Raw genomic sequence first — 22349 nt, forward strand, 5'->3', positions numbered from 1 at the left:
TGTGCGGGCTATTCCAGATGCTGGCGGGACGGTGGAGCGTGGGACTTTTCCGAAAAACAGAGGCGCTCGGCGCCGATCGGCTTCGCTCCCCGGCGTCAGACCAGATGCAAATGGTTGTCCCAGAGCCCCGCCGGCAGATCCAGTGGTTTTGCAACCAGTTGTGTCTGCCGACAATCGTAATAGCGACAACGGCCTTGGCCCGACGTCACGACAAAACCGTCGGCCACCGCGCCCACGCCAGCACAGTCCGGCAGGGGCGCATCCAGGCGGACTTCGCCGCTGTCCAGGTCCCAGATGAAAAAGCGGTTGCCGCGGGGGGCGGTCAGGGCCACCAGGCGCAAGTCGCTGTGTACGGCAACGCTGGCGGTGTAGTGCCCCATGGCCTGCAATTGCTCTGCGGGGACCGGGAATGCCTGGAACGGTTGTCCTGGCCGTTTGATCGCCACCAGTTCCGACGATTCGTGGGCTGCGCCCATGAACTGCTGGCCGGAGACGATGGTGCCGTCGCTGGCGATGCCCAGGTGGCGCACGCTGTTCATCGATTGGGCGAGGGTTTCCTTGCTCAGCAGGGTGCCATCGCGTTGCATCAGCACCAGGCTCGGCTCCATGGCGTCGAGGTTCATTTCGACCCGGCTTTCGGCCTCGGTGCGAATGCCGCCGTTGGCGACCACCAGCGTCTCGCCATCGGGCATCCACGACACCTGGTGAGGACCGATGCCATGGGTGGGAATCTCGCCGCTGTGCACCAGTCGCTCGCCGTCGAAACGGTACACGCCCAACAGGCCGCGTCCCGGATCGGTGGTGTCGTTCTCGGTGGCATACAGCCATTCGCCGCTTTTATGGATGACCGCGTGGCCGTAGAAGTGCCGGTTCGGCAACGAGGCGATGGTTTGCAGCAGCGCCCCGTCGCGCAGGTCGATCAGGTAGCTTTCGGTGCCCGGGCGACGGGCGACGAACAGCGCAATCGGCTGCGTCGGATGGTTGATGATGTCATGGCAGCGCTGGCCGACCTGGGTGGCAAACACCCGCGTGCCGTCCAGTCGATAGCCGACGGCATAGTGCTTGCCGTCGCCATCGTCCCGTGCCGAAAGCAAGAGTGGGTGCTTGTCCTTTTGCTTGAACAGCGTCCAGCCGCCCAGGGTGACGGCGCCGAGCAGCAAGCTGCCCAGTGCCAGGACCTGACGTCGAAACATGATCAGTCACCGTCGTTGGCATTGAAGCCCAGTTGAATGCCCAGCGCCTTGGCCAGTTCGCCTTCATGCAGGCGATGGACGACGTTGAGGCTGTCGTACAAATCGTTGAGTTGCTGGCGCCCGGCATCGTCGCCGAGCATTTCGGTCAGCGAGCGCTGGCTGCTGGCGAACAGTTTCAACGAGGCATCGTAGGCGGCGTCGATCTTGTCCGCCAATGGCTTCTGGTCGCTTGGCAGCAGGCCGCGCAGGCCCTTGTTGTCCACGCCGACCCAGACGGTCCTGGCCGCGCCCAGGCTGGCTTCCAACCCTTGCAGCGACGACTGGCTGCGCCAGGCATCGGCCTGGAATGGCTGAGGTACGCCTTTGCTCTGGCGGCCCATTGGCGTGCCGAGTTTTTTCTTCAAAGTATCCAGGGCAGTGACCTGCACACGGAGCAGGTCGGCGATGGCCTCGTGGGAATCGGCGTAGCGCTGGTTGGGAAACTTGCTCATCTGGGCGAGCATGCCGTCGTTGCTGTTCCAGCCCGACAGGATCTCTTCGGCCAGCTGTTTCTGGCGTTCGCCAATGGCGATGAGCAGCGGGCAGTACTTGGCTTTCTGTGCGCTGTCGGCCATGTCGATTTTCGCGTCGAACAGCAGGTATTCGTAGGCCGACAGCCCTTGCACGACCACGCTGGACTTGGCCAGGCCGGCGGCGTCGATCTGTGGCTGGCTGTTGACCAATTGCTCGACCTGACGACCCACCAGGTTTTTCTTGTCCGGCCAGAATTGCACCTGCCAGGCGCGGTTGCCCTCGGCCAGCGGCCCGATCAGCAGCGGTTGCAACTCGGCCCAGGCTTTTTGCGCCTTGAGGAAGTCGGCGCGGGCGGTCTCCAGGTTTTCTTTACCTTGGCAGAACGCCAGGGCGCTGGTCGCCAGTTGCCGGTCGGCCTCGACCCAGCGGCTGTAGGTCGGCAGGATCACTTGCTTGGCTATGGCGGCCGAAGTGACGGCTTGCGGATCCTGGGGCGAGCAGGCGCCGAGGGCGAGGGCGGCGAGGCTGGTGAACAACAATTTGGGACGGAACATGTCAGGCTCCCATTTCTGGAAAAGGCATTTAAAGGGAATTCAGAAAGGCCAGCAACGCAGCGCGCTGCTCGGCATCGAACGCTAAAACCTGTCGCTGCGCCGCTTGTGCTTCGCCGCCATGCCACAGCACGGCTTCGAGCAGGTTGCGGGCACGGCCGTCATGCAGGAACTGGGTGTGGCCGTTGACGGTTTCGGTCAGGCCGATGCCCCACAGCGGCGGGGTTCGCCAGTCGCGGCCACTGGCCTTGAATTCGCTGCGGTTGTCGGCCAGGCCTTCGCCCATGTCGTGCAGCAGCAGGTCGGTGTAGGGGCGGATGACTTGGTTCGCCAGTTCCGGCTCGGCGGCGTTGGCGGCGGTGGTGTATTTCGGTGTGTGGCAGGACTGGCAACCGGCCTGGAAAAATAGATTCTTGCCTGCCAGCACTTGGGGGGAATTCACGTCGCGACGGGCCGGCACCGCGAGGTTGCGGCTGTAGAACAGCACCAGGCGCAGGATGTTGTCGCTGACTTCCGGTTCGCCGTCCGGGCTATTGCCGCTGGGCGCACGCTTGCAGTCGACTTGGGTCTCGGTGCAGTCGTCGAACGGCCGCAGGCTGGTTGTCAGGCCCATGTCGCCGGAAAACGCGTGGACGTTCTGTTGGTTGAGGTTGGGCTGTCCGGCTTTCCAGCCGAAACGTCCCAGCACGGTCTTCTGCTGCACATCGTCCCAGACCTGGTTGGGCCGACCGGCGATGCCGTCGTTCTCCCGCGCCTGGGCTTCGGCGTTCGCCAGCAGCGCCTCGTCGGGGATGGCTTCCAGCAGGCCCAGGCCGATCATCGGCGGTGCCACGCGGGCCGAAAAACGCGTGTCGGGGTGCATCGGGCCATATCCCAACTGGGTGATCTGCAGGATTGGCTTGCGCAATTCGACGACGGTGCCGTCCTTGAAACGCACCGGGACCGGGGTGTAATCGACCCGCACCTTGCCTTCGGGGGCGACGCCGGGCACTGACATGTCCTGCAACTGCCCACCATAGACCGGCTCTGGCACTACGCCCAGTTGCTCAATGACCTTGGCGTAGGCGGGTGCGTCGGGAATCGACAGGCGCACCAGCATCGACACCGCGCTGGTCGCATCCGGCGCCGGCGGATGGCCGCGACCGTCCTTGACGTGGCAGTTCTGGCAGGCGTTGGTGTTGAACAAGGGCCCGAGGCCGTCCCGGGCGGTGGTGGTCGAGGGGGCGATCACCCAGGGGCTGCGGAAGAAACTGTTGCCGACACTGAAATCCACGCGCCGCGAGGGTGGCAGGTTGGCCGAGGGCAGGGAAAAGGCGTTCTGATCACTCTTGCGGACCGTCGCGGCGCCACCGGAACGGGCTTCACCCGGTTCGGCCTGGGTAAAACGCGGGGCATCATCGCAGGCACTCAGGCCCAGGGCCATGAACAGTGCACATAAACGAAGAGGCAACGACAGCATCGGGCGTCCCGGGGATGAGTGAAAACGAGGGCGCAAAGTCTAACAGGGCGGGGCTGTTTGAATAAGAGGAATTATCGTTTGGTTTGAGGGGGCGCGCTTGCCGTTGGGTTTGGCCACGCCGCTCAACTCGCCTTGTTTGATTTCCCGTGGCGAGGGAGCTTGCTCCCGCTGGGCTACGAAGTAGCCCCAAGATTTTACGGTTGCTGCGCAACCGAGCGGGAGCAAGCTCCCACGCCACAGGGGGTATTTGCAATGCTTACGGCTGGACGACAGCCCCCGGCACCAACGGCAGCTCCAGTGTCGCAATGAAACCACCTTCGGGATGATTGCCCAGCACCAGCGCACCGCCATGGCGTTCAGCGGCACGGCGTGCGATGGCCAGGCCCAGGCCATGGCCGGCGGCGGTCTGGCCGGGGGCGCGGTAGAACGGCTCGGCCAATTGCCCGAGGTGTTCGGCCTCAACGCCGGGCCCGTGGTCACGTACGCTGACCAGGATCCGTTCGCCTTGGCGCCGCGCGTGCATCTCGATCGATTGCCCGGCCGGATTGAAGCGCTGGGCGTTGCGCAGCAGGTTGTCCACTGCTCGCTCGATCATGGTCGGCCAACCCTTGAGAGTCAGGTCCGCCTCGGCTTCAAGCTGCACGGTTTGCTCCGGTGAAGCCAGCTGCGCATCTTTTTGCAGGGTGACCAGCAGCGCGTTGAGGTCGACTTCTTCGGCGCTGGCGTTGTCGGCATCGACCCGGGCGAGGACCAGGATTTCGCTGATCAGCGCCTCCAGGCGATCGCATTCACGGGTCAGGCGCGGCCAGAGCTTTTCACGCTCCTCGGGGCTGGCCCGTTCCGCCAATGCCAGGGCAATGCGCAGCCGGGCCAGGGGCGAGCGCAGTTCGTGGGACACGTCCCGCAGCAGTTGCCGCTGGCTGGCGATCAGGCTTTGTAAACGCGCGCCCATGCGGTTGAAGTCGGTGGCCAATACGCCGAACTCGTCCCGCCGGTTGGCCAGTTTGGCGAGGCTGTTCTGCTGGTAGGTGGCTTGGCCCAGGTCATGCACCGCACCGCGCAGTCGACTCAGCGGACGAGTGATGGAGAGCGTCACCAACAAGCTGAACAGAGTTAGCACCACCAACGCGATCCCCAGGGCACTGAGGGGCCAGAGCAGACTGCCGCGGTGCCAGGCGTCCAGTTCGGGATGGGGGATGCGGTAGATGAATAGGTAGGTGTCGCCGCTTTTGGCGCTGGTGAACTCGTCGGTGAGCCGGCGCCAGGGCAGGCGGCGGTCGTCGTTGTTCTGCCGAGCCTCGAAGGCGGCGGCGCGATGGGGAAAAGTGCCACGCACCACCGGGTCGCCGCTTTCGTTGAACACCTGGACGTCAATGTGATACTGGCGCTTGCGCTGTTTCAGGATTTCTTGGGCGGCGTCCTCGCCTTGGGTTTCGTAGGTCTGCGTCCACTCTTCGGGCAGGGTATTGAGCCCCGGGTGGCGGCTGAGGATCCAGGCGTCCTGGTTCAGCATGTGGCCCATCAGGATCGAAAGGCCTGCAACCAGAGTGATGGCCAGCCAGAAACTGGCCAGGATGCGCCAGAACAATGAACGCACGATAAATCCTCGAAAACAAAGAAAGCCCAACGGTGGTTGACCGTTGGGCTGGGGAGCTTCAGTGCATTATTGCGCTTTTTGCGGCTGTTGCGCTTTCCAGGCCTTGAATTCGGCCCACTCGGCGCGACGCTCGGCCTGTTTCTTCTGGATCGCGTCGAATTCTTTTTGCTGCTCAGGCTTCAACAATCCACGAATCTGGGCGTCGACCTTCTGGTGCCGGGCTTGCATTTCGTCCTGCATGGCTTTCTGGTCGGCTGGGGAGAGCTTGGCCAGGTACTTGTCGACCAGCTCCCGTTGTTCGTGGCGCTGTTCGCCCATGATCTGGCGAATCTGCTGGCGTTGCTCGCGGCTCAGGTCCAGTTGGCTGTACGGGCCTTTGTCGTGCATCTGGCCGCCGTGACGTGGGCCGTCCATCGGCCCCATCGGGCCCGGGCCTTCGGGCATGGCCATGGCCACGGTCGGCAGGGCGGCAGCGAACAGCAGAGCGATAAGGGTCTTGCGCATGGTGTGTCTCCTTGTCTCATTCCCGGTCAGTTCCGGATGTGTGCAGATTACGGAGATCAAGGTCAGCGGCGGTCAGGGGTGGGTAAAGCTTGGGTAAAGACGGTTTGGTGCGAACCTGACAAATTTGCAGGGTCGAACACAAGACCCTGGGGTGTGGCCGCTTTTGTGGCGAGGGAGCTTGCTCCCGCTGGGCTGCGAAGCGGCCCCAAGATTTTGCGGTTGCTGCGCAACCGAGCGGGAGCAAGCTCCCTCGCCACAAAAGTCTCCAGAGGCTGTGATAGCCGCCACCACCTCTGGCTGTAATCGCAGCGACAACCTCTAGAGGCTGTAGTAGTAACCGCGGCTACGCAGCGCCACGATGCGCGGGCGGCCGTCGGGGTGGGGGCCGATTTTCTTGCGCAGGTTGCTCACGTGCATGTCGAGGCTGCGGTCGTACAGGGTCAGCTTGCGGCCCAGGGCGATCTGCGCCAGTTCCTGCTTGTCCAGCGGCTCGCCCGGCTGCTTGAGCAGCGCTTCGAGCAGGCGGCTTTCGGACACGGTGAGGGTTTGTTCCTGTTCGTCGATGCTGACCACGCCACGCACCGGGCTGAAGGTCAGGTCACCCAGTTCGATCTGGCTGGACACGGCCGTCGGATGGCTGCGGCGCAGCACGGCGCGCAGGCGGGCGGTCAGTTCCCGTGGGTCGCAGGGCTTGGCCAGATAGTCGTCGGCCCCCAGTTCCAGGCCCAGGATACGGTCCAGCGGTTCACCCCGGGCCGACAGCATCAGCACTGGCAGCTCCGCGTGATCGCTGCGCAATTGCTTGAGCAGTTCCAGGCCACTGCCGTCGGGCAGCATCACGTCCAGGACCACGGCAGCCGGGGCGGTTTCGGCCAAGGCCTTGCGGGCACTCTGGCCATCGTGACAGGCGCGGACCTGAAACCCTTCCTGGCTCAGCCAACTTACGAGGAGCTCACACAGCTCCTGGTCATCATCTATCAGTAACAGCTCGCTCATGACTCACTCAATTTAGCCATTGCCGACGTTGTCTACGTCCACCGCTGGCAAAGATACCGCAGAGCAAGGCCAATAGCGCTACCCCGGCACCAATGACGAACCACTGCTGTTGATCGGTCAACAGGCGCGGCAGGGGGCTGGCCTGGGCTTCCTTGAGTTGCAGTTTCAGGCGCTGGTTCTCCTGGCGCAGCCGGCCCACCAGCGCGCTTTCCCGTTCGCCGTTGGTGTTTTGGAGTTGCTGGGTGAGTGCTTCACGCATGCGCTCGCTGTCTTTCAAGCGTTGCTGCAATTCGGCGATCTGGCCGCCAGCGCTCAGGGACAAGGGCGCCGAATGACTGCCCTCGGTGCTTTCCTCGCCATGGGCAGGCGCCCCGATCGCCAACGAGACCAACAACAGGCACAACGGACCTTTGCGCATTGCAACTCCTGAATTCCAATCGAGATTAGACAGGTTGTCGGCAGGCGAACGAGAAAGATGAGCAACAGGGCAATGAGCCGCGCAGGCTCATTGCCCTGGGGATTTACGGCAGGACTTGCTTGAACGGCTTGACCACGACCTCGGCGTAGACGCCGGCCTCCACGAACGGATCGGCCTTGGCCCAGGCTTGCGCGGCGGCCAGGGAGTCGAATTCGGCCACGATCAGGCTGCCGGTGAAACCCGCGGCGCCCGGGTCATTGCTGTCCACCGCCGGGTGCGGGCCGGCCAGCACGATGCGACCTTCGGCCTTGAGCTGTTGCAGTCGCTCCAGGTGGGCTGGGCGCACGGCCAGGCGTTTTTCCAGGGAGTCGGCGACGTCGGTGGCAATGATTGCGTAGAGCATGTCAGTCCTCGGTTTTGGGCGTGGTGGGGTCGGCTTCGTGCAGGTGACGGGACAGGTAGATACCCTGGCCAATCAGGAACAGCAGCGTCATGCCCAGGCTGCCGAAGACCTTGAAGTCGACCCAGTACTCCTGGAACGTGAACGCAACGAACAGGTTGGCGGCGCCGCAGAACAGGAAAAACACGATCCAGGCGATGTTCAACCGGGTCCAGATCAGGTCTGGCAGGTTGATGGCATGGCCCATGATGCGCTTGATCAGCAGGCGGTCACCGATGAAATGGCTGCCAATGAACGCGAGGGCGAACAGCCAGTTGACCACCGGGGCCTTCCATTTGAGGAAGGTTTCGCTGTGGAACGCCAGGGTCAGGCTGCCGAACACCAGGCAGGCGATCAGGGTCAGCCACTGGCTCTTCTCCAGCTTGCGCTGGGACACGAACAGCGCGCCGTAGACCACCAGGGAACTGATGATCAGGACTGCGGTGGCGCTGTAGATACCGCCTACAGTCAAGGAGTGACCGGCGAAGTCGACGGTGCGGGGATCAAGTTTGTAGACGATGAAGAACAGCAGGAGCGGGATGAAATCGATGAATTGTTTCACAGTGGCAGCCAGAAGCAGGATGTGGCGGCATAATAACAAACATCCTTGGCCGCGATAGGGCCAGCTGATTTGAGGTAACAAACTCTCGTGAATGTTGATTTGCACTGCCATAGCACGGCCTCCGATGGTGCCCTGGCGCCTGCGGTTCTGGTGGCGCGGGCGTTCGAGCACGGCGTGCGAGTCCTGGCCCTGACCGATCACGACACCCTCGAAGGCCTCGACGAGGCCCGCGGCGCCGCCACGGCGCTGGGCATGCAGCTGGTCAACGGGGTGGAGTTGTCCTGTACCTGGGGCGGGGCGACCATCCATGTGCTGGGCTACGGTTTCGATGTGAATGCGCCGGCGCTGGTCCAGGCCATCGCACAACTGCACGACGGGCGCTGGCTGCGGTCCGAAGAGATCAGCCGCAAGCTGGCCCTCAAGGGCATGCCTGGTGCGCTGGACGGCGCCCGACAGATCCAGCAGGAACTGGGCGACAGCGGCAACGCACCGGCCCGGCCACACTTTGCCGACTGGATGGTGCGCGAAGGGTTCGTCAAGGACCGCGCCGAAGCGTTCCGCAAATGGTTGGGGGCCGGCAAGCTGGGGGACGTCAAGCAGCATTGGCCGACCCTGGAAGACACCGTCCAGACCCTGCGGGCAGCGGGTGCCTGGGTCAGCCTGGCGCATCCATGGCACTATGATTTCACCCGCAGCAAGCGCCGACGCCTGGTCACCGACTATATTCAAGCGGGGGGCCATGCCATCGAGGTGGTCAACGGCCATCAGCCTGCCGAGCAGGTCGGCAGCCTGGCGATCCTGGCCCGTGAGTTCGGCCTGCTGGTCACCGCCGGCAGTGATTTCCATGGCCCTGGGGGCTGGTCCGAGATCGGCGAATACCGCCCGTTGCCGGAAGATCTGCCACCACTCTGGTGTAGATTCAAACATGATCCCGTTATCGCCGCCGTCTGAACAGGTAGAACACGTGAGTCAATTTTTCCAGATTCATCCGGAAAACCCGCAAGCGCGCCTGATCAAACAGGCCGTGGAAATCATTCGTGGCGGTGGCGTGGTGGTCTATCCCACCGACTCGTCCTACGCCATCGGTTGCCAGATCGGCGACAAGAATGCCGTGGAGCGTGTTAGACGCCTGCGTCAACTGGACGACAAGCACAATTTCGCGCTCATCTGCAGCGACCTGTCGCAGTTGGGCCTGTTCGCCAAGATCGACACCGGCACCTTCCGCCTGCTCAAGGCGCATTTGCCGGGGCCGTACACCTTCATCCTCAATGCCACGCGGGAAGTCCCGCGGCTGTTGCTGCACCCGAAAAAGCGCACCATCGGCCTGCGGGTGCCGAGCCATCCCATCGCCCTGGCGCTGCTGGCGGAACTGGGTGAGCCGCTGATGAGCGTGACGCTGATCATGCCTGGCGAGACCGAGCCGTTGAACGATCCCTATGAGATGCGCCAGATACTCGAACATCAGGTGGACCTGATCATCGACGGTGGTTTCGGCGGCATGTCGGCGTCCACGGTGATCAACCTGGCCGATGGCGAGCCCCAGGTGGTGCGTGTCGGTTGCGGCGATCCGACGCCGTTCATGGTCGAGGCCTGAATGTCCGTCGTGGAAACCGCCGTGGACAATGTCGACAGCCAGGCCGGCGCGCAGCAGGAGTTGCCGTTCGCCATGGTCTATGGCCAGGCGGTCATGGAAATGCCCCTGGACCTGTACATTCCACCGGATGCGCTGGAGGTGTTCCTCGAAGCCTTCGAGGGCCCGCTTGACCTGCTGCTGTACCTGATCCGCAAACAGAACATCAACATCCTCGACATTCCCGTGGCGGAAATCACCCGCCAGTACATGGGCTACGTCGAGTTGATGCAGTCGGTGCGCCTGGAACTCGCCGCCGAATACCTGGTGATGGCGGCCATGCTCGCCGAGATCAAGTCGCGGATGCTGCTGCCGCGCTCGGCAGAGGTCGAAGAGGAAGAAGACGACCCGCGAGCCGAGCTGATCCGCCGCTTGCAGGAATACGAACGCTTCAAGGCCGCCGCCGAAGGCATCGACGGCTTGAGCCGGGTGGGGCGCGATGTGGTGGTGCCCAAGCTCGATGCGCCCGAAGCGCGGGCGCGCAAGTTGCTGCCAGACGTGAGCCTGGAAGAGTTGCTGATGTCCATGGCCGAGGTCCTGCGCCGGGGCGATATGTTTGAAAGTCATCAGGTCAGCCGCGAAGCGCTGTCCACCCGCGAGCGCATGAGTGATGTGCTGGAGCGACTCAAGGGCGGCGGCTTCGTGCCGTTCGTCGAGCTGTTCACCGCCGAGGAAGGGCGGTTGGGGGTGGTGGTGACGTTTATGGCGGTCCTGGAATTGGTCAAGGAATCCTTGGTCGAGCTGGTGCAGAATGAGCCGTTCGCAGCGATCCACGTGCGGGCACGAGCCGAATAACGAGCAAATCAATGAATCTGACTGAACCCCGCGAGCTGGCCCCCTTGCTTGAAGCTTTCCTGTTGGCCTCGGGAAAGCCGCAATCGATGGAACGCCTGTTCGAACTCTTCGAAGAAGGCGAGCGGCCCGAGCCGGCCGTGTTCAAGAAAGCCCTGGCACTGTTGGGCAAGTCCTGCGAGGGGCGGGCTTTCGAACTCAAGGAAGTGGCGTCCGGGTACCGCCTGCAAATTCGCGAGAAATTCGCGCCGTGGGTGGGGCGCCTGTGGGAGGAACGGCCGCAGCGCTATTCCCGGGCGCTGCTCGAAACCATGGCGCTCATCGCCTATCGCCAGCCGATCACCCGGGGCGAGATCGAAGATGTGCGGGGCGTGGCGGTCAATAGCAACATCGTCAAGACGCTGCTGGAGCGCGAGTGGATCCGCGTCGTCGGTTATCGCGATGTGCCTGGCAAACCGGCGATGTTTGCGACCACCAAGGCCTTCCTCGATCACTTCAACCTGAAGAACCTGGACGACCTGCCGCCGCTGGCCGAATTGCGGGAACTGGAACCCGAACCGATGCTGGAGTTCGACGACGCCCCGGTGCCCCAGGGCTTGCAGGAACTGGCGGACGCCAGCGCCGAGCCCGAGGAACCGAAGGAAGAGACCAGTTTCCACTCGTTGTTGCTGGAGCTGGACACCATGGAGGAGGGCTTGAAGACCGATTTCGACGACTTGCTGCGGGAAGGTCCTGGTCCTGAGGGCGACTCGGATGAGCTGGCGGAGCCCGATAGCGCGCCGGAGCCAGAAGCAGAACCGGAACCGGATCCGGAAGAAGATATCCTCGGCGTTGCCCAAGCCCGGGAAAAACTCCTGGCCGCCGTCGCCGCCCTCCAAGCGCCGGAACCCGAACTGAGCGACGAAGAAGCCGAAGCCCGGGCGTTGGCCGAAGCGATCGAGAACGAACGGCGCCAGTTCGACGATTGATCCAACTGATTTGGAAACGCTGGCTGATCCTGTGGGAGCCGAGCTTGCTCGCGATGACGGAGGAGCATTCAGAATCGATGTAGGCTGACCCACCGCCCACCCCGGGAACCTCGGCACCCCCAGGGGGCCCAGACGAAGTCCCCGCCAAGCCGGGCATCACCGGTCGGCGGAAAAAGCGCCGGGCGCTGGTTGATCAGCTAGTCTCTGATGCGCAATCGCTTCAACGCGCGTATGATTCGCGACCCCTTGGCGATCCCTTCGCCAAAGACCCGTATTCAAAGCGTCAGGCCAAGCCTGACCCGACCACACCGGGAGGTGCCCAGAATGAAAGACCAAGACCAGAACGACAGCCAGGAAATCGGCCCAGCAGGCGAGAAGCTGCAAAAAGTCCTCGCCCGTATCGGCGTCGGTTCGCGCCGTGACGTGGAAGCCTGGATCACCCAGGGCCGGATCAAGGTCAACGGCAAAGATGCCACCTTGGGCCTGCGGGTTGACATGCACGATGCCATCACCATCGATGGCAAGGTGATCAAGCGCGAAGAGGCCGCCGAAACGGTGCGCCGCGTGATCATGTACAACAAGCCCGACGGCGAGATCTGCACCCGTGACGACCCGGAAGGTCGCCCGACCGTGTTCGACAAGATGCCGCGTCCGAAAGAAGGCCGCTGGATCAACATCGGCCGCCTGGACATCAACACCACCGGTTTGCTGATGTTCACCACCGACGGTGAACTGGCCAACCGCTTGATGCACCCGTCCTACGAGATGGACCGCGAATACGCCGTGCGTGTGCGTGGTGAGGTCGACGACGAGATGATCGAGCGCCTCAAGGCCGGCGTTGTGCTGGAAGACGGCCCGGCGCGTTTCACCGACATCAAGCAAGCGCCCGGCGGTGAAGGCTTCAACCATTGGTACCACTGCGTGGTGATGGAAGGCCGTAACCGTGAAGTGCGACGTTTGTGGGAATCCCAGGGGTTGGTGGTCAGCCGCCTGAAGCGCGTGCGTTTCGGTCCGGTGTTCCTCAATTCCGACCTGCCGATGGGCCGCTGGCGCGAAATGAGCCAGTACGAAGTCGACATCCTGGCCGCCGAAGTGGGCCTCAAGCCGGTGGCTATGCCGCAGATGACCGCCAAGAGCAAGGACAAGCTGGAGCGGATGCAGCGTAAATCCTCGCGTCCGATGGGCAAGACCGAGCGCGTGCGTACGCTGCGCCCGGCTGCTGATGGCGTGGCGACCGGCCCGCGTCCTTCGCGCGAGCCGCAGATCGAAGGCGAACGCCCGGCCCGCAAGCCTGCACCGCGTCAGGACGGCGAGCGTGGCCCACGCACGCCGCGTCCGGCCAATGGTCGCACTGAGCGCGGCGAAGGTCGCGGTGCACCGGCGGGTCGCGGTACGCCCGTCGCCGATCGCCCGGCCGACACCAAGCGTCCGGCCAAGCCGGCACCGAAAAAGCGCCCGGGCATCATCCTGGCCGACCGCGACACGCCATCGGGCAAGCGCCGTGGTGCCCCGGCAGGTTCGGGACAGCGTCCGGGGTTCGGGCGTCGTAAGCCGGAGTGAGGCAGCGGTGAGTTTCTAGCTGCAAACTGCAAGAAAAAACGCCAACCGTTGGGTTGGCGTTTTTTTTGTCTGGCTTTTAGTCAGGCAGTGCTTTTGAGGCCGCCTTCGCGAGCAAGCTCGCTCCCACAATGGAGCGGCGCCGAACACACATCCCCCAGTCACCAAGATCAACTGTGGGAGCGAGCTTGCTCGCGATGGCGTCAGCAGCCCCACAACCGATCCCAGCCTAAAGCACAAACCGCCCATCAAACATCGGCTCTTTGTCCAGCGCCAGCACACCGCTTTCGAAAATCAGATCCAAATGGTGGCTGCCCTTGGCCCCGCCACCCAGTCCCAGGTGCAGGCCGCAGTGGCGCTCTTCGAAACCGGCGTTGCGGGCGTACAGGCTCTTGACCCCTTCGTTGGTGCCGATCCCCAGTTCTTCGATGCGGCGGTTGGACGGGTTGGCGTCCAGGTATTTGTTGAAGTCGTGTTCCAGGCCCGGCACGTCGGTGGCGATTTTCTGGATGGTGGAGTCTTCGATCCACAGCTCGAGGGGCGATTGCAGCACGCCGTACTTGCGTGCGAACGGGATGGTGCTCAGGAACGTGCCGACGAATTTCACCTGGCCGTTGATGGTGTCGCTGTGGGTGGCGATTTCGCCGGGGGCCAGGTCGTAGTTGCCGAGGCCGTTGATGTCGGTCCACTTCTTCACGCTGCCCAGGGCGGTGTCGAAATACGAACCGTGGTCATCCTGGAAGCTCAGGGTTGTCGCTTGGGACATGCGCCGGATCAGGTGACTGTTGAGTCCGGCGATACGCTGGGGAATCACGCTGAAGGTGTCGTAGAAATAATCGCCGTAATCCTTGAACAGCAGCGATTTCTTCCAGTTATCGGCCATCACGCCTTGCAATGCCCGAACAAAGTCCGGGCCGTCGGGGCGTGGATTGGGCAGGGTGGAAGAGTCGTAGAAGAAAATATACAGATCGCTGTCGGCAATGGCCTTGGACAGGCGCTCCGTGGATTCGAGGTCCAGGCGCATGGCGCTGAACCGGAACGGCGAGCCGCTGCCCGCCTGTTCGGCAATGGCGCCGGTCAGTGCTTCGTAGTCAGCGGTATGGCCGAGCAACACCTTGGCGGGCTGGATGCCGGCCAGGGCGGGATGGTGTTCGAGGTAGTAAAGGAAATGTGAGATGGCTCGTTGTGTGTCCATGCTTATTCTTCCCTGACACGTTCATTTAATGTCCCTGACAACCGACAAGAGTGGCGGAGTCGACCGGCCGGATCGCCTCCGCCGGGCAGTGCCTACAGAGGCCACATCGCCGTGCCGAACGGAACCACGGCGTCGGCTTGCATCATTTCAACGGCGGCCTCATGGGTCGGCGCTTCAAACCATTCGTCCAGTTGCAGTTCGGTTTCCAAGTCTTTGTCCAGTGCTTGCATAGTGAATCTCCTAGATGACTTTTGCGGAAAACGCGGGCCGATTCGGCGAGTCATACCCGACAGAACCGGCACCGCAGAACTTGTCGGCACGATGCCTTGGCAAGTCGCTGAAAACCTAGTCGAGGGTTTTTTGGATTGCAAAAAATAATTTTATTTTTTTCTTTTGAACTTTTTGTTCCATTTTTCGCGTTGAAATTACTCATTCAAAAACAGCTGCCTGGGTGATTTATTTAATAGGTAGCTACCTACCGTCAATTTGCAGTCAGCCTACAGAATATTCCTACGTGGAAAGTCTGCGTTACGCGCTGTAAAGGAATGCTGACGATTTTGGCCGTTCGAACTGACCGGTGTCGGCGTTTGGGAGGGCTGTAAGAAAAAGCTGCCGAGTGGGCCGGCTTGGCGGGTTTTTTGAGACTTCGCAGCGCTTGTTTCAAGCCAGCGGGAAAGGTCAGATGCGCGCCAGACCTCAAGTGCGGGGGCAGACGCTGATCCGGTGGTGTCTGGTAGCAGGGGAACTGCAGTGTACAATGCGCCGCGTTTTACTGTGACCCTTCGCGTACCCACGCACTTTCAAGGTTATCCGCCTTGTTCACTCCGCCATGCCATAAGCGTGTCGGGTTCGATTTCGTCACAGATAAAAACAAATAGGTGACGCATGACCGTTGTAGAAAATACGCATTCGGGCGAGCTGAAACGCGGCCTGAAAAATCGCCATATTCAACTGATCGCCCTCGGTGGCGCGATCGGCACCGGCCTGTTCCTCGGCTCGGCGGGGGTGCTGAAATCCGCCGGCCCGTCGATGATCCTCGGCTACGCCATCTGCGGCTTCATCGCCTTCATGATCATGCGCCAGTTGGGCGAAATGATTGTCGAAGAGCCGGTGGCCGGGTCCTTCAGCCACTTCGCCCACAAGTACTGGGGCGGTTTCGCCGGGTTCCTGTCGGGTTGGAACTGCTGGATCCTCTACATCCTGGTGGGCATGTCGGAGCTGACCGCGGTCGGCAAGTACATCCATTACTGGGCGCCCGAGATTCCGACCTGGGTGTCGGCGGCGGCGTTTTTCGTCCTGATCAATGCGATCAACCTGGCCAACGTCAAAGTCTTTGGCGAGGCCGAGTTCTGGTTTGCGATCATCAAGGTCGTGGCGATTGTCGGCATGATTGCCCTGGGCAGCTATTTGCTGGTCAGCGGCCATGGTGGCCCGCAGGCGTCGGTGACCAACCTGTGGTCCCACGGTGGGTTCTTCCCCAACGGCGTGAGCGGGCTGGTGATGGCCATGGCGATCATCATGTTCTCCTTCGGTGGCCTGGAAATGCTCGGTTTCACCGCCGCTGAGGCCGACAAACCGAAAACCGTGATCCCCAAGGCCATCAACCAGGTGATCTACCGGATCCTGATTTTCTACATCGGCGCGCTCGTGGTGCTGTTGTCCCTGACCCCTTGGGACAGCCTGTTGAGCACCCTCAACGCGTCCGGCGATGCCTACAGCGGCAGCCCGTTCGTGCAGGTGTTCTCGATGCTGGGCAGCAACACCGCTGCGCATATCCTCAACTTCGTCGTGCTGACCGCCGCGCTGTCGGTGTACAACAGCGGCACCTACTGCAACAGCCGCATGTTGCTGGGCATGGCCGAGCAGGGCGATGCGCCCAAGGCCTTGTCGAAGATCGACAAGCGGGGCGTGCCGGTGCGTTCGATCCTCGCGTCGGCGGCGGTCACGCTGGTGGCGGTGCTGTTGAACTACCTGGTTCCGCAGCATGCGCTGGAGTTGTTGATGTCGTTGGTGGTCGCGACCCTGGTGATCAACTGGGCGATGATCAGCTACTCGCACTTCAAGTTCCGCCAGCACATGAACCAGACCCGCCAGACGCCGCTGTTCAAGGCGCTGTGGTACCCGTACGGCAACTACATCTGCCTGGCGTTCGTGGTGTTCATCCTGGGCGTGATGTTGCTGATCCCCGGCATCCAGATCTCGGTCTATGCGATTCCGGTGTGGGTGGTGTTCATGGCCGTGTGCTATTGGATCAAGAACAAGCGCAGTGCCCGGCATGAACTGGCGGTGGCGGCTGCCGCCAAGTAAGCATCGCTGAAACAAGACAAACCCGGCCGAGTGCCGGGTTTGTCATTTCAGGCAAGACAACACCTGCCCCTGTGGGAGCGAGCTTGCTCGCGATAGCGGTGTGTCAGTCGACATCAAGGTTGCTGATCCACCGCTATCGCGAGCAAGCTTGCTCGCGATAGCGGTGTGTCAGTCGACATCAAGGTTGCTGATCCACCGCTATCGCGAGCAAGCTCGCTCCCACATTGTTCGGCAGTGTTCATAGCGTTCATTCCCACAGGATCGGTGTTGTCGGGCGGATTCGCGGTATCCTGTGGGGCCTGACACCGGACACTTTCCATGCTGGTCATTTCCAACACCGTGCACATCCCGGACGCCGAGATCGAGCTGACGGCCATCCGCGCCCAAGGGGCCGGCGGGCAGAACGTCAACAAGGTTTCCAGCGCCGTGCATTTGCGCTTCGACATTCCGGCTTCGTCGCTGCCCGAGTTCTACAAGGAGCGGCTGCTGGCGCTGCGCGACAGTCGCATTACCAGTGACGGTGTGTTGATCATCAAGGCCCAGCAATACCGCACGCAGGAACAGAACCGGGCCGACGCGCTGGAGCGCCTGACCGAACTGATCCTCAGCGCCACCAAGGTCGAAAAGAAGCGCCGTCCGACCAAGCCGACCCTGGGGTCGAAAAAGCGTCGCCTGGAATCCAAGACCAAGCGCGGCTCGATCAAGGCCGGGCGCGGCAAGGTGGACTTCTAGTTCTTCTCCCGCGCTTCACGGTACCGAGGCGCCTGCCGGTACAAGTAGACGCTCAAGGCCAACCCTCCCAGGGCCGCCAGGGCAGCGAACAGAAAGATCGAGGCAAAGCCGAAGCCAGCGGCAATCGCACCGGCCAGCGGCCCGGTGATCCCCAGCGACAGATCAATGAACAGTGAATAAGCGCCCACCGCGGCCCCACGGCTGGAGGCCGGCACCAGGTTGACCGCTTCCACGCCCAGCGCCGGAAACACCAGGGAAAAGCCGAAACCGCTCAACGCCGCGCCCGCCAGGGCCCAATGGGCATCCGGTGCGAGCCACAACAGCAAGAGCCCCAGGGTTTCCACCGACAGGCAGGCAATCGCCACGCGAAAGCCGCCCAGGCGGTTGATCAGGTTGCCGAACAGCAGGCGCGCGCCGATGAAGCTGGCGCCGAACAGGCTCAGGCACAGCACCGCGTTATCCCAATGCTGAGTGGCGTAATACAGGGTGATGAAGGTCGCGATGGTGCCAAACCCGATGGAACCCAGGGCCAAACCGCAGCCGTGTGGCAGCACACGCCCCAGCACGTGCATGAACGGCAAGCGTTCGCCAGAGACAATGGGCGCAGCAGTCTTGCGCCAGGCCAATGCCAGTCCCAGCAGGCCCAGCAAGATGATGCTGGCGCCCATGCTCCACAGCCCCAACACGTTGACCAGCCACACCCCCAACGGCGCACCGATCGCCAGCGCGCCGTAACTGGCGATACCGTTCCAGGAAATCACCTTGGCGGTATTTGCCGCGCCAACCCGGCCGATGCCCCAGCCAATCGAACCCGACCCCACCAGGCTTTCGGCACTGCCCAGCACCAGGCGACCGATCAGCAGGCTGATCAGGCTGAACGTTGGCAGGTGGGGCGTCCAGGCGGACACCAGCATGAACACACCGCTCAGCCCGCAGCCGGCGAGGCCGAACATCACCGCGCGCTTGCTCCCCAGGTTATCGATGATTCGTCCTGCGTAAGGACGACTGAGCAGGGTGGCCAGGTATTGCACGCTGATCACCAGCCCGGCGATCACCGCGCCGAAACCCAGCTCGCCGTGGACGAAACCGGGCAGCACGGCCAGGGGAATGCCGATATTCAGGTAGCCGATGAACGTGAACAGGACGATGGAAACGACTTGCAGCGTGACCGCCAGGGGGCGCTGGGAATCTGACATGGGAAAGAGGTCCACGGAGCAGCTGGATAGATAGGCTGCTTATGATAACGGCGACCGTGGCGTCCGGGCGGGGAAAAGTAAAACTATTTGCCCAATGGTGGCTCAGCGGTCGTTCTGTTCGCTGACCAGGCGCGTGGTCACCAGCGCGGCGATGGCGTTTTCTTCGCTGCCAAACCGGGCCAGCAGGGCCGCTTGTTTCTCGGTGGGAAGGCGGGTCCAGATCTCGACCATTTTCTCAGCGGTGCCGATCAGGACGCTGGCCTGGGCTTCGCTGAAGGGAGGGGTGTCATCGGTCATGGGGGGCTCGGGATTCAGGCAGTGTGGAAAGCGCATCTTAGCGCTTTCCACACGGTCTGGTGGTACGGGTCAATCAGTCTTCGCTGTCGGCCTGGCGGCGTTCAGTGGCTTCCTTGGGCTCGGGTTGCTGGGCGTCAGGTTGCCCTCCGGCTTGTAGCGTGGTCGTCTGCTCAGTGTCGTGCAGGCTTGGGAAGGGGAGATTAGGGATCTCGTGCATTTCGCGCTCCTCGCAAAGTCTGTGGATAGATCTGGTAGATCCGCGCTTTTACAAAGCCTGGGCAGGATACAGCAGGAGAAATGACAAAAAGACTTTTAAATCCCATCGCGCCGACAAAAGGGATTGTCTGGACAGGTCATGTCCAGTCAGCAAAAAACGATCCCGCTACCGGTGGTCGCCACCGCTCAAGAACACCCCGTACAGGCCGATGATTTGCACATATCCTCCCCATTCCGTTGCAACTGTGGACCCCGGACATGGAGGTTCTTCATTTGAAGAGATCGACTCCATGTTTCTACAAAAATCCCTGAGAGCACAGATTCTCGCCCTGCTCAGCGGCAGCCTGCTGGCCATGTTGCTGATTGCCCTGGCGTCCTTTCACTTCCTTTCCGATGGCATCCAGAATTATCGTCAACTGCTCGACGGTCCGTTGCGTGCGTCGCAATTGATCGACGAGGCCAACCTGCAATTCAAGGTGCAGGTCCAGGAGTGGAAAAACGTCCTGTTGCGCGGCAAGCAGCCAGCGGACCTGGATAAATACTGGAAGCAATTCGAGGCACGCCAGAGCGATGTCCAGGGCATCCTTGGCCAGTTGACGACCCACGAAGGTGTCCCGGCGCAAATCAAGACACGTATCGAGCGTCTGCGGGGCGAACATGCCCAGTTGGGCGCGGCCTACCAGAAGGGCCGTGATGCGTTTGTGGCGGCGGGCGGCGACGCGGCGGCGGGCGATGCCGCGGTCAAGGGCGTGGACCGCGCGGCCAGTGAGCAGATGAGCGAGTTGGTGGTTGAGCTGCATAAGCTGGGCGACGAGCAATCGGCGCTGATCAGTGCGGGTGCCGACCGCACGATCATGCTGGGTACGGTGATCATGCTCGCCTCAGGGCTGCTGGTCGGGTTGTTGAGTGTGTGGCTGGTCAACCGCAACCTGGTGCAGCCTATCCGTAACCTGATCGCGTACGTGACTCAACTGAGCCGCGGGCGTTTCGCCGAGCGTGTGACGAGCACGCGCCAGGATGAATTGGGCGACCTGGCCCTGGCGGCCAATACGCTGCGCGATTTCCTTGCTGAAACCTTCACGCGCTTGCAACGCAGTGCCACGGAGCTGGACAGCGCCAGCGGTGAGCTCAATGCGATTGCCAGCCTGATGAGCCAAGGCACCAGCGAGCAATTCGAACGCACCGATCAAGTCGCGACCGCGATGAACGAGATGTCCGCCACCGCCCAGGAAGTTGCCCGTCATGCCGCCGATGCGGCGCAGGCTGCCGATGATGCCGATCATTCGGCGCAGCAGGGCGAGAAAGTGATGCAGGGCACGATCCACACCATCACCCAAATGCGTGGCGAAATTGCCAACACCGCCACGGTGATCCGGCGCCTGGAAGCCGACAGCGGACGCATCGGCAAGGTGCTGGAAGTGATCCGCAGGATCGCCGAGCAGACCAACCTGCTGGCCCTCAACGCTGCCATCGAAGCAGCACGGGCGGGTGAGGCCGGGCGTGGTTTTGCGGTGGTCGCCGATGAAGTCCGCAGCCTGGCCCAGCGCACGGCGTCGTCCATCATCGAGATCAACCAGATCATCCAGACGGTTCAAACAGGTGCGGTGGACGCGGCCCAGGCCATCGAAAGCGGCCAGTCGCGCAGTGAGGAAAGTGTCGAGCAGGTGACCCAGGCCGGCGCGATGCTGGAACGCATCACCCAGGCGGTGGAAGCGATCCGCGACATGAACCGTCAGATCGCCACCGCTGCGGAAGAGCAGACCTCGGTGGCCGAGGATATTTCGCGCAACCTGACTGAAATCACCTGCATTGCCAGTACCAACCTCGACAACGTAAAACGCACCGAAGCGGCCAGTCGGGATTTGCACGGGTTGTCGGGGCAGTTGAATGAAGTGACGGCGCGGTTGAGTGCCTGACGGTATGTTCCTGATGCAGTAGCCCACCTGTGGCGAGGGAGCTTGCTCCCGCTGGGCTGCATAGCAGCCCCAAAGCCATTCAGCGCGGTGCATCAGGAATAAGATGGTTGGCAGATTTTGCGACTGCTGCGCAGCCGAGCGGGAGCAAGCTCCCTCGCCACAAAAGCTCATACGGGCGTGAAGTGAGTAGGGGGGCAGAGGATCACTCTCAATAATCGCGACGCTTGCGAAAGGCCCATCGGCCTGCAATCACGGTGAAGGTCGCCACCAGCGCTACCAGGATCCAGAAGCCCTCGGGATCTTCGGCCAGTGGCACGCCGCCGACGTTCATGCCGAAGAAACCGGCAATGATGTTGATGGGCAACGCCAGCACCGTGACCACCGTCAAGGTGAACAGCGTGCGGTTGCTTTGTTCGTTGAGGTTGGCGGCGATCTCTTCCTGCAGCAATTTGATCCGTTCGCCCAGGGCGGTGAGGTCGTTGATGATCAGGGCGAACTCCTCGGTCGACTTGCGCAGCTCCTTGACGTCTTCCTTCTGCAACCATTGCGGCGGGCGGTTGAGCAGGCGCAGCAACGAGCCCGGCTCCAGGGCCAGCAGGCGTTGCAGGCGTACCAGCACGCGGCGCTGGCTGCCCAGCTCGGCGCGGTTGTTGGACACGCGCGAAGACAGCAATTGGTCTTCGATCTGGTCAACGCTGAGGCTGGTCTTGCGCACGATCTGGGTCAGCACTTCGCCTTGGTCGCGCAGCAGATGCACCAGCAATTCCAGCGGCGAGCGAAAGCTCTCGCCGGCCTTGACCGATGAGCGCAGCTTGTCGACCGAGTGCAAGGGTTGCAGGCGCGCACTGATGATCAATCGACTGTGTACGCACACCCACAAGGTGGAGACATCCGAGGACACCAGGTTGCTGAGGTTGAACACCACATCGTTCACCACCGCCAGCAGTGCCGAGTCCACATGTTCGATACGGGTCGATCGCGAGCCTTCGTGCAGGGCTTCGAAGAATTCCTCGGGCAAGGCCAGGTGGCTTTTCATCCAGCGCTCGCAGGCGGCGTGGGCTAGGTTCAGGTGCAGCCAGAGAAACTCGTCGGCATCCTGCGGTTGTTGCAGGCTTTGCAGGGCTTGGGCCGAATCGATTTCCCGGCCGCGCTCGCCGGGGCGAAAACGAAACCCGTAAAGCAGGCCGAACAGGTCCGGATCGCGATGGCTTTGGTCGATGCTGTGGTTCATGAGGGCTCGCTGGCGGGGAGTGCCTGTCGCAGCGGCCACAGGTTCACTTGAGCGGCATCATTGCAGGGTTTTTTGATGGT

General features: G+C 62.3%; 23 protein-coding genes. 8 read left to right on the forward strand and 15 right to left on the reverse strand.

All coding sequences use genetic code 11. The annotated features are described in order from the left end of the window. Positions 1-95: 95 nt before the first annotated feature. The 9 genes from ACIPQ1_RS14245 to ACIPQ1_RS14285 form a co-directional block, all read right to left on the reverse strand. Positions 96-1193 carry a DUF1513 domain-containing protein gene (locus ACIPQ1_RS14245; RefSeq protein ID WP_411385442.1) on the reverse strand — a complete coding sequence of 366 codons (1098 nt, stop codon included), beginning with the start codon at positions 1191-1193 and terminating at the stop codon, positions 96-98. A 2-nt stretch (positions 1194-1195) separates the two neighbouring features. Beyond that, positions 1196-2260, reverse strand: coding sequence for an imelysin family protein (locus ACIPQ1_RS14250; RefSeq protein ID WP_250963916.1), 1065 nt, complete (start codon positions 2258-2260; stop codon positions 1196-1198). Positions 2261-2288: 28 nt separating this feature from the next. After that, positions 2289-3716, reverse strand: coding sequence for a di-heme oxidoreductase family protein (locus tag ACIPQ1_RS14255; RefSeq protein ID WP_446534333.1), 1428 nt, complete (start codon positions 3714-3716; stop codon positions 2289-2291). A 256-nt stretch (positions 3717-3972) separates the two neighbouring features. Further along, complete coding sequence (locus ACIPQ1_RS14260) at positions 3973-5313, reverse strand: sensor histidine kinase (RefSeq protein WP_186706298.1); 1341 nt, start codon at positions 5311-5313, stop codon at positions 3973-3975. A gap of 66 nt (positions 5314-5379) precedes the next feature. Continuing rightward, complete coding sequence (locus ACIPQ1_RS14265) at positions 5380-5817, reverse strand: Spy/CpxP family protein refolding chaperone (RefSeq protein ID WP_434703579.1); 438 nt, start codon at positions 5815-5817, stop codon at positions 5380-5382. 318 nt (positions 5818-6135) lie between these two features. Then, positions 6136-6813, reverse strand: coding sequence for a response regulator transcription factor (locus ACIPQ1_RS14270; protein ID WP_207964883.1), 678 nt, complete (start codon positions 6811-6813; stop codon positions 6136-6138). A gap of 7 nt (positions 6814-6820) precedes the next feature. Further along, the gene (locus ACIPQ1_RS14275; protein ID WP_186706295.1) at positions 6821-7231 is read right to left on the reverse strand and encodes a translation initiation factor 2; all 411 of its coding nucleotides are present in this window, start codon (positions 7229-7231) and stop codon (positions 6821-6823) included. A 103-nt stretch (positions 7232-7334) separates the two neighbouring features. Continuing rightward, positions 7335-7634, reverse strand: coding sequence for a YciI family protein (locus tag ACIPQ1_RS14280; RefSeq protein WP_250963920.1), 300 nt, complete (start codon positions 7632-7634; stop codon positions 7335-7337). Position 7635: 1 nt separating this feature from the next. Further along, positions 7636-8232, reverse strand: a complete 597-nt coding sequence (locus ACIPQ1_RS14285; RefSeq protein WP_250963921.1) for a septation protein A — start codon at positions 8230-8232, stop codon at positions 7636-7638. 87 nt (positions 8233-8319) lie between these two features. Here ACIPQ1_RS14285 and ACIPQ1_RS14290 point away from each other — a divergent pair, with 87 nt between their 5' ends. The 5 genes from ACIPQ1_RS14290 to rluB all read left to right on the forward strand — a co-directional run bounded on the left by ACIPQ1_RS14290 (position 8320) and on the right by rluB (position 13182). Continuing rightward, complete coding sequence (locus tag ACIPQ1_RS14290; protein WP_411385439.1) at positions 8320-9183, forward strand: PHP domain-containing protein; 864 nt, start codon at positions 8320-8322, stop codon at positions 9181-9183. 13 nt (positions 9184-9196) lie between these two features. Then, complete coding sequence (locus ACIPQ1_RS14295) at positions 9197-9826, forward strand: L-threonylcarbamoyladenylate synthase (RefSeq protein ID WP_186706291.1); 630 nt, start codon at positions 9197-9199, stop codon at positions 9824-9826. Between the two features lie 132 nt (positions 9827-9958). Further along, entirely contained in the window at positions 9959-10657 is a 699-nt protein-coding gene (locus tag ACIPQ1_RS14300) for a segregation and condensation protein A (RefSeq protein ID WP_186706403.1), read from the forward strand. Positions 10658-10668: 11 nt separating this feature from the next. Continuing rightward, a complete protein-coding gene (scpB, locus tag ACIPQ1_RS14305) occupies positions 10669-11622 on the forward strand; it encodes an SMC-Scp complex subunit ScpB (RefSeq protein ID WP_446534334.1) in 954 nt (317 codons plus the stop codon). Between the two features lie 324 nt (positions 11623-11946). Continuing rightward, the gene (gene rluB / locus ACIPQ1_RS14310) at positions 11947-13182 is read left to right on the forward strand and encodes a 23S rRNA pseudouridine(2605) synthase RluB (protein WP_186706289.1); all 1236 of its coding nucleotides are present in this window, start codon (positions 11947-11949) and stop codon (positions 13180-13182) included. 226 nt (positions 13183-13408) lie between these two features. Here the strand turns inward: rluB and ACIPQ1_RS14315 are convergent, their stop codons facing one another. Together ACIPQ1_RS14315 and ACIPQ1_RS14320 are read right to left on the reverse strand one after the other, a co-directional pair. Continuing rightward, positions 13409-14374, reverse strand: a complete 966-nt coding sequence (locus ACIPQ1_RS14315) for a leucyl aminopeptidase (protein ID WP_186729823.1) — start codon at positions 14372-14374, stop codon at positions 13409-13411. A gap of 92 nt (positions 14375-14466) precedes the next feature. Then, a complete protein-coding gene (locus tag ACIPQ1_RS14320) occupies positions 14467-14604 on the reverse strand; it encodes a hypothetical protein (RefSeq protein ID WP_003178782.1) in 138 nt (45 codons plus the stop codon). A 655-nt stretch (positions 14605-15259) separates the two neighbouring features. On the opposite strand from ACIPQ1_RS14320, the gene ACIPQ1_RS14325 reads away from it, so the two are divergent. Both ACIPQ1_RS14325 and arfB read left to right on the forward strand, forming a co-directional pair. Beyond that, positions 15260-16681, forward strand: coding sequence for an amino acid permease (locus tag ACIPQ1_RS14325; RefSeq protein WP_411385437.1), 1422 nt, complete (start codon positions 15260-15262; stop codon positions 16679-16681). Between the two features lie 318 nt (positions 16682-16999). Beyond that, positions 17000-17413, forward strand: coding sequence for an alternative ribosome rescue aminoacyl-tRNA hydrolase ArfB (arfB, locus tag ACIPQ1_RS14330; RefSeq protein ID WP_018604539.1), 414 nt, complete (start codon positions 17000-17002; stop codon positions 17411-17413). On the opposite strand, the gene ACIPQ1_RS14335 is transcribed toward arfB, so the two are convergent. The 3 genes from ACIPQ1_RS14335 to ACIPQ1_RS14345 all read right to left on the reverse strand — a co-directional run bounded on the left by ACIPQ1_RS14335 (position 17410) and on the right by ACIPQ1_RS14345 (position 19123). After that, positions 17410-18609, reverse strand: coding sequence for an MFS transporter (locus ACIPQ1_RS14335; RefSeq protein WP_411385436.1), 1200 nt, complete (start codon positions 18607-18609; stop codon positions 17410-17412). The genes arfB and ACIPQ1_RS14335 overlap by 4 nt on opposite strands. Positions 18610-18711: 102 nt before the next feature. Beyond that, the gene (locus tag ACIPQ1_RS14340; protein WP_250963929.1) at positions 18712-18942 is read right to left on the reverse strand and encodes a hypothetical protein; all 231 of its coding nucleotides are present in this window, start codon (positions 18940-18942) and stop codon (positions 18712-18714) included. Between the two features lie 37 nt (positions 18943-18979). Continuing rightward, positions 18980-19123: a hypothetical protein gene (locus ACIPQ1_RS14345; RefSeq protein ID WP_162893862.1), complete on the reverse strand. Its 144-nt coding sequence runs from the start codon at positions 19121-19123 to the stop codon at positions 18980-18982. A 289-nt stretch (positions 19124-19412) separates the two neighbouring features. On the opposite strand from ACIPQ1_RS14345, the gene ACIPQ1_RS14350 reads away from it, so the two are divergent. After that, a complete protein-coding gene (locus tag ACIPQ1_RS14350) occupies positions 19413-21038 on the forward strand; it encodes a methyl-accepting chemotaxis protein (RefSeq protein ID WP_411385435.1) in 1626 nt (541 codons plus the stop codon). A gap of 208 nt (positions 21039-21246) precedes the next feature. Here ACIPQ1_RS14350 and ACIPQ1_RS14355 read toward each other — a convergent pair whose 3' ends face one another. Further along, a complete protein-coding gene (locus tag ACIPQ1_RS14355) occupies positions 21247-22269 on the reverse strand; it encodes a transporter (protein WP_186706282.1) in 1023 nt (340 codons plus the stop codon). Between the last annotated feature and the right edge of the window lie 80 nt (positions 22270-22349).

The sequence above is a fragment of the Pseudomonas sp. LARHCG127 genome (genome assembly GCF_052871455.1).

Coding starts and splice junctions, on each gene's coding strand:
- ACIPQ1_RS14280 (WP_250963920.1), bottom strand. CDS start 7,634: ATGCTCTACGCAATCATTGCCACCGACGTCGCCGACTCCCTGGAAAAA.
- ACIPQ1_RS14355 (WP_186706282.1), bottom strand. CDS start 22,269: ATGAACCACAGCATCGACCAAAGCCATCGCGATCCGGACCTGTTCGGC.
- ACIPQ1_RS14340 (WP_250963929.1), bottom strand. CDS start 18,942: ATGCGCTTTCCACACTGCCTGAATCCCGAGCCCCCCATGACCGATGAC.
- ACIPQ1_RS14250 (WP_250963916.1), bottom strand. CDS start 2,260: ATGTTCCGTCCCAAATTGTTGTTCACCAGCCTCGCCGCCCTCGCCCTC.
- arfB (WP_018604539.1), top strand. CDS start 17,000: ATGCTGGTCATTTCCAACACCGTGCACATCCCGGACGCCGAGATCGAG.
- ACIPQ1_RS14245 (WP_411385442.1), bottom strand. CDS start 1,193: ATGTTTCGACGTCAGGTCCTGGCACTGGGCAGCTTGCTGCTCGGCGCC.
- ACIPQ1_RS14350 (WP_411385435.1), top strand. CDS start 19,413: ATGTTTCTACAAAAATCCCTGAGAGCACAGATTCTCGCCCTGCTCAGC.
- rluB (WP_186706289.1), top strand. CDS start 11,947: ATGAAAGACCAAGACCAGAACGACAGCCAGGAAATCGGCCCAGCAGGC.
- ACIPQ1_RS14345 (WP_162893862.1), bottom strand. CDS start 19,123: ATGCACGAGATCCCTAATCTCCCCTTCCCAAGCCTGCACGACACTGAG.
- scpB (WP_446534334.1), top strand. CDS start 10,669: ATGAATCTGACTGAACCCCGCGAGCTGGCCCCCTTGCTTGAAGCTTTC.
- ACIPQ1_RS14320 (WP_003178782.1), bottom strand. CDS start 14,604: ATGCAAGCACTGGACAAAGACTTGGAAACCGAACTGCAACTGGACGAA.
- ACIPQ1_RS14275 (WP_186706295.1), bottom strand. CDS start 7,231: ATGCGCAAAGGTCCGTTGTGCCTGTTGTTGGTCTCGTTGGCGATCGGG.
- ACIPQ1_RS14265 (WP_434703579.1), bottom strand. CDS start 5,817: ATGCGCAAGACCCTTATCGCTCTGCTGTTCGCTGCCGCCCTGCCGACC.
- ACIPQ1_RS14335 (WP_411385436.1), bottom strand. CDS start 18,609: ATGTCAGATTCCCAGCGCCCCCTGGCGGTCACGCTGCAAGTCGTTTCC.
- ACIPQ1_RS14315 (WP_186729823.1), bottom strand. CDS start 14,374: ATGGACACACAACGAGCCATCTCACATTTCCTTTACTACCTCGAACAC.
- ACIPQ1_RS14255 (WP_446534333.1), bottom strand. CDS start 3,716: ATGCTGTCGTTGCCTCTTCGTTTATGTGCACTGTTCATGGCCCTGGGC.
- ACIPQ1_RS14325 (WP_411385437.1), top strand. CDS start 15,260: ATGACCGTTGTAGAAAATACGCATTCGGGCGAGCTGAAACGCGGCCTG.
- ACIPQ1_RS14270 (WP_207964883.1), bottom strand. CDS start 6,813: ATGAGCGAGCTGTTACTGATAGATGATGACCAGGAGCTGTGTGAGCTC.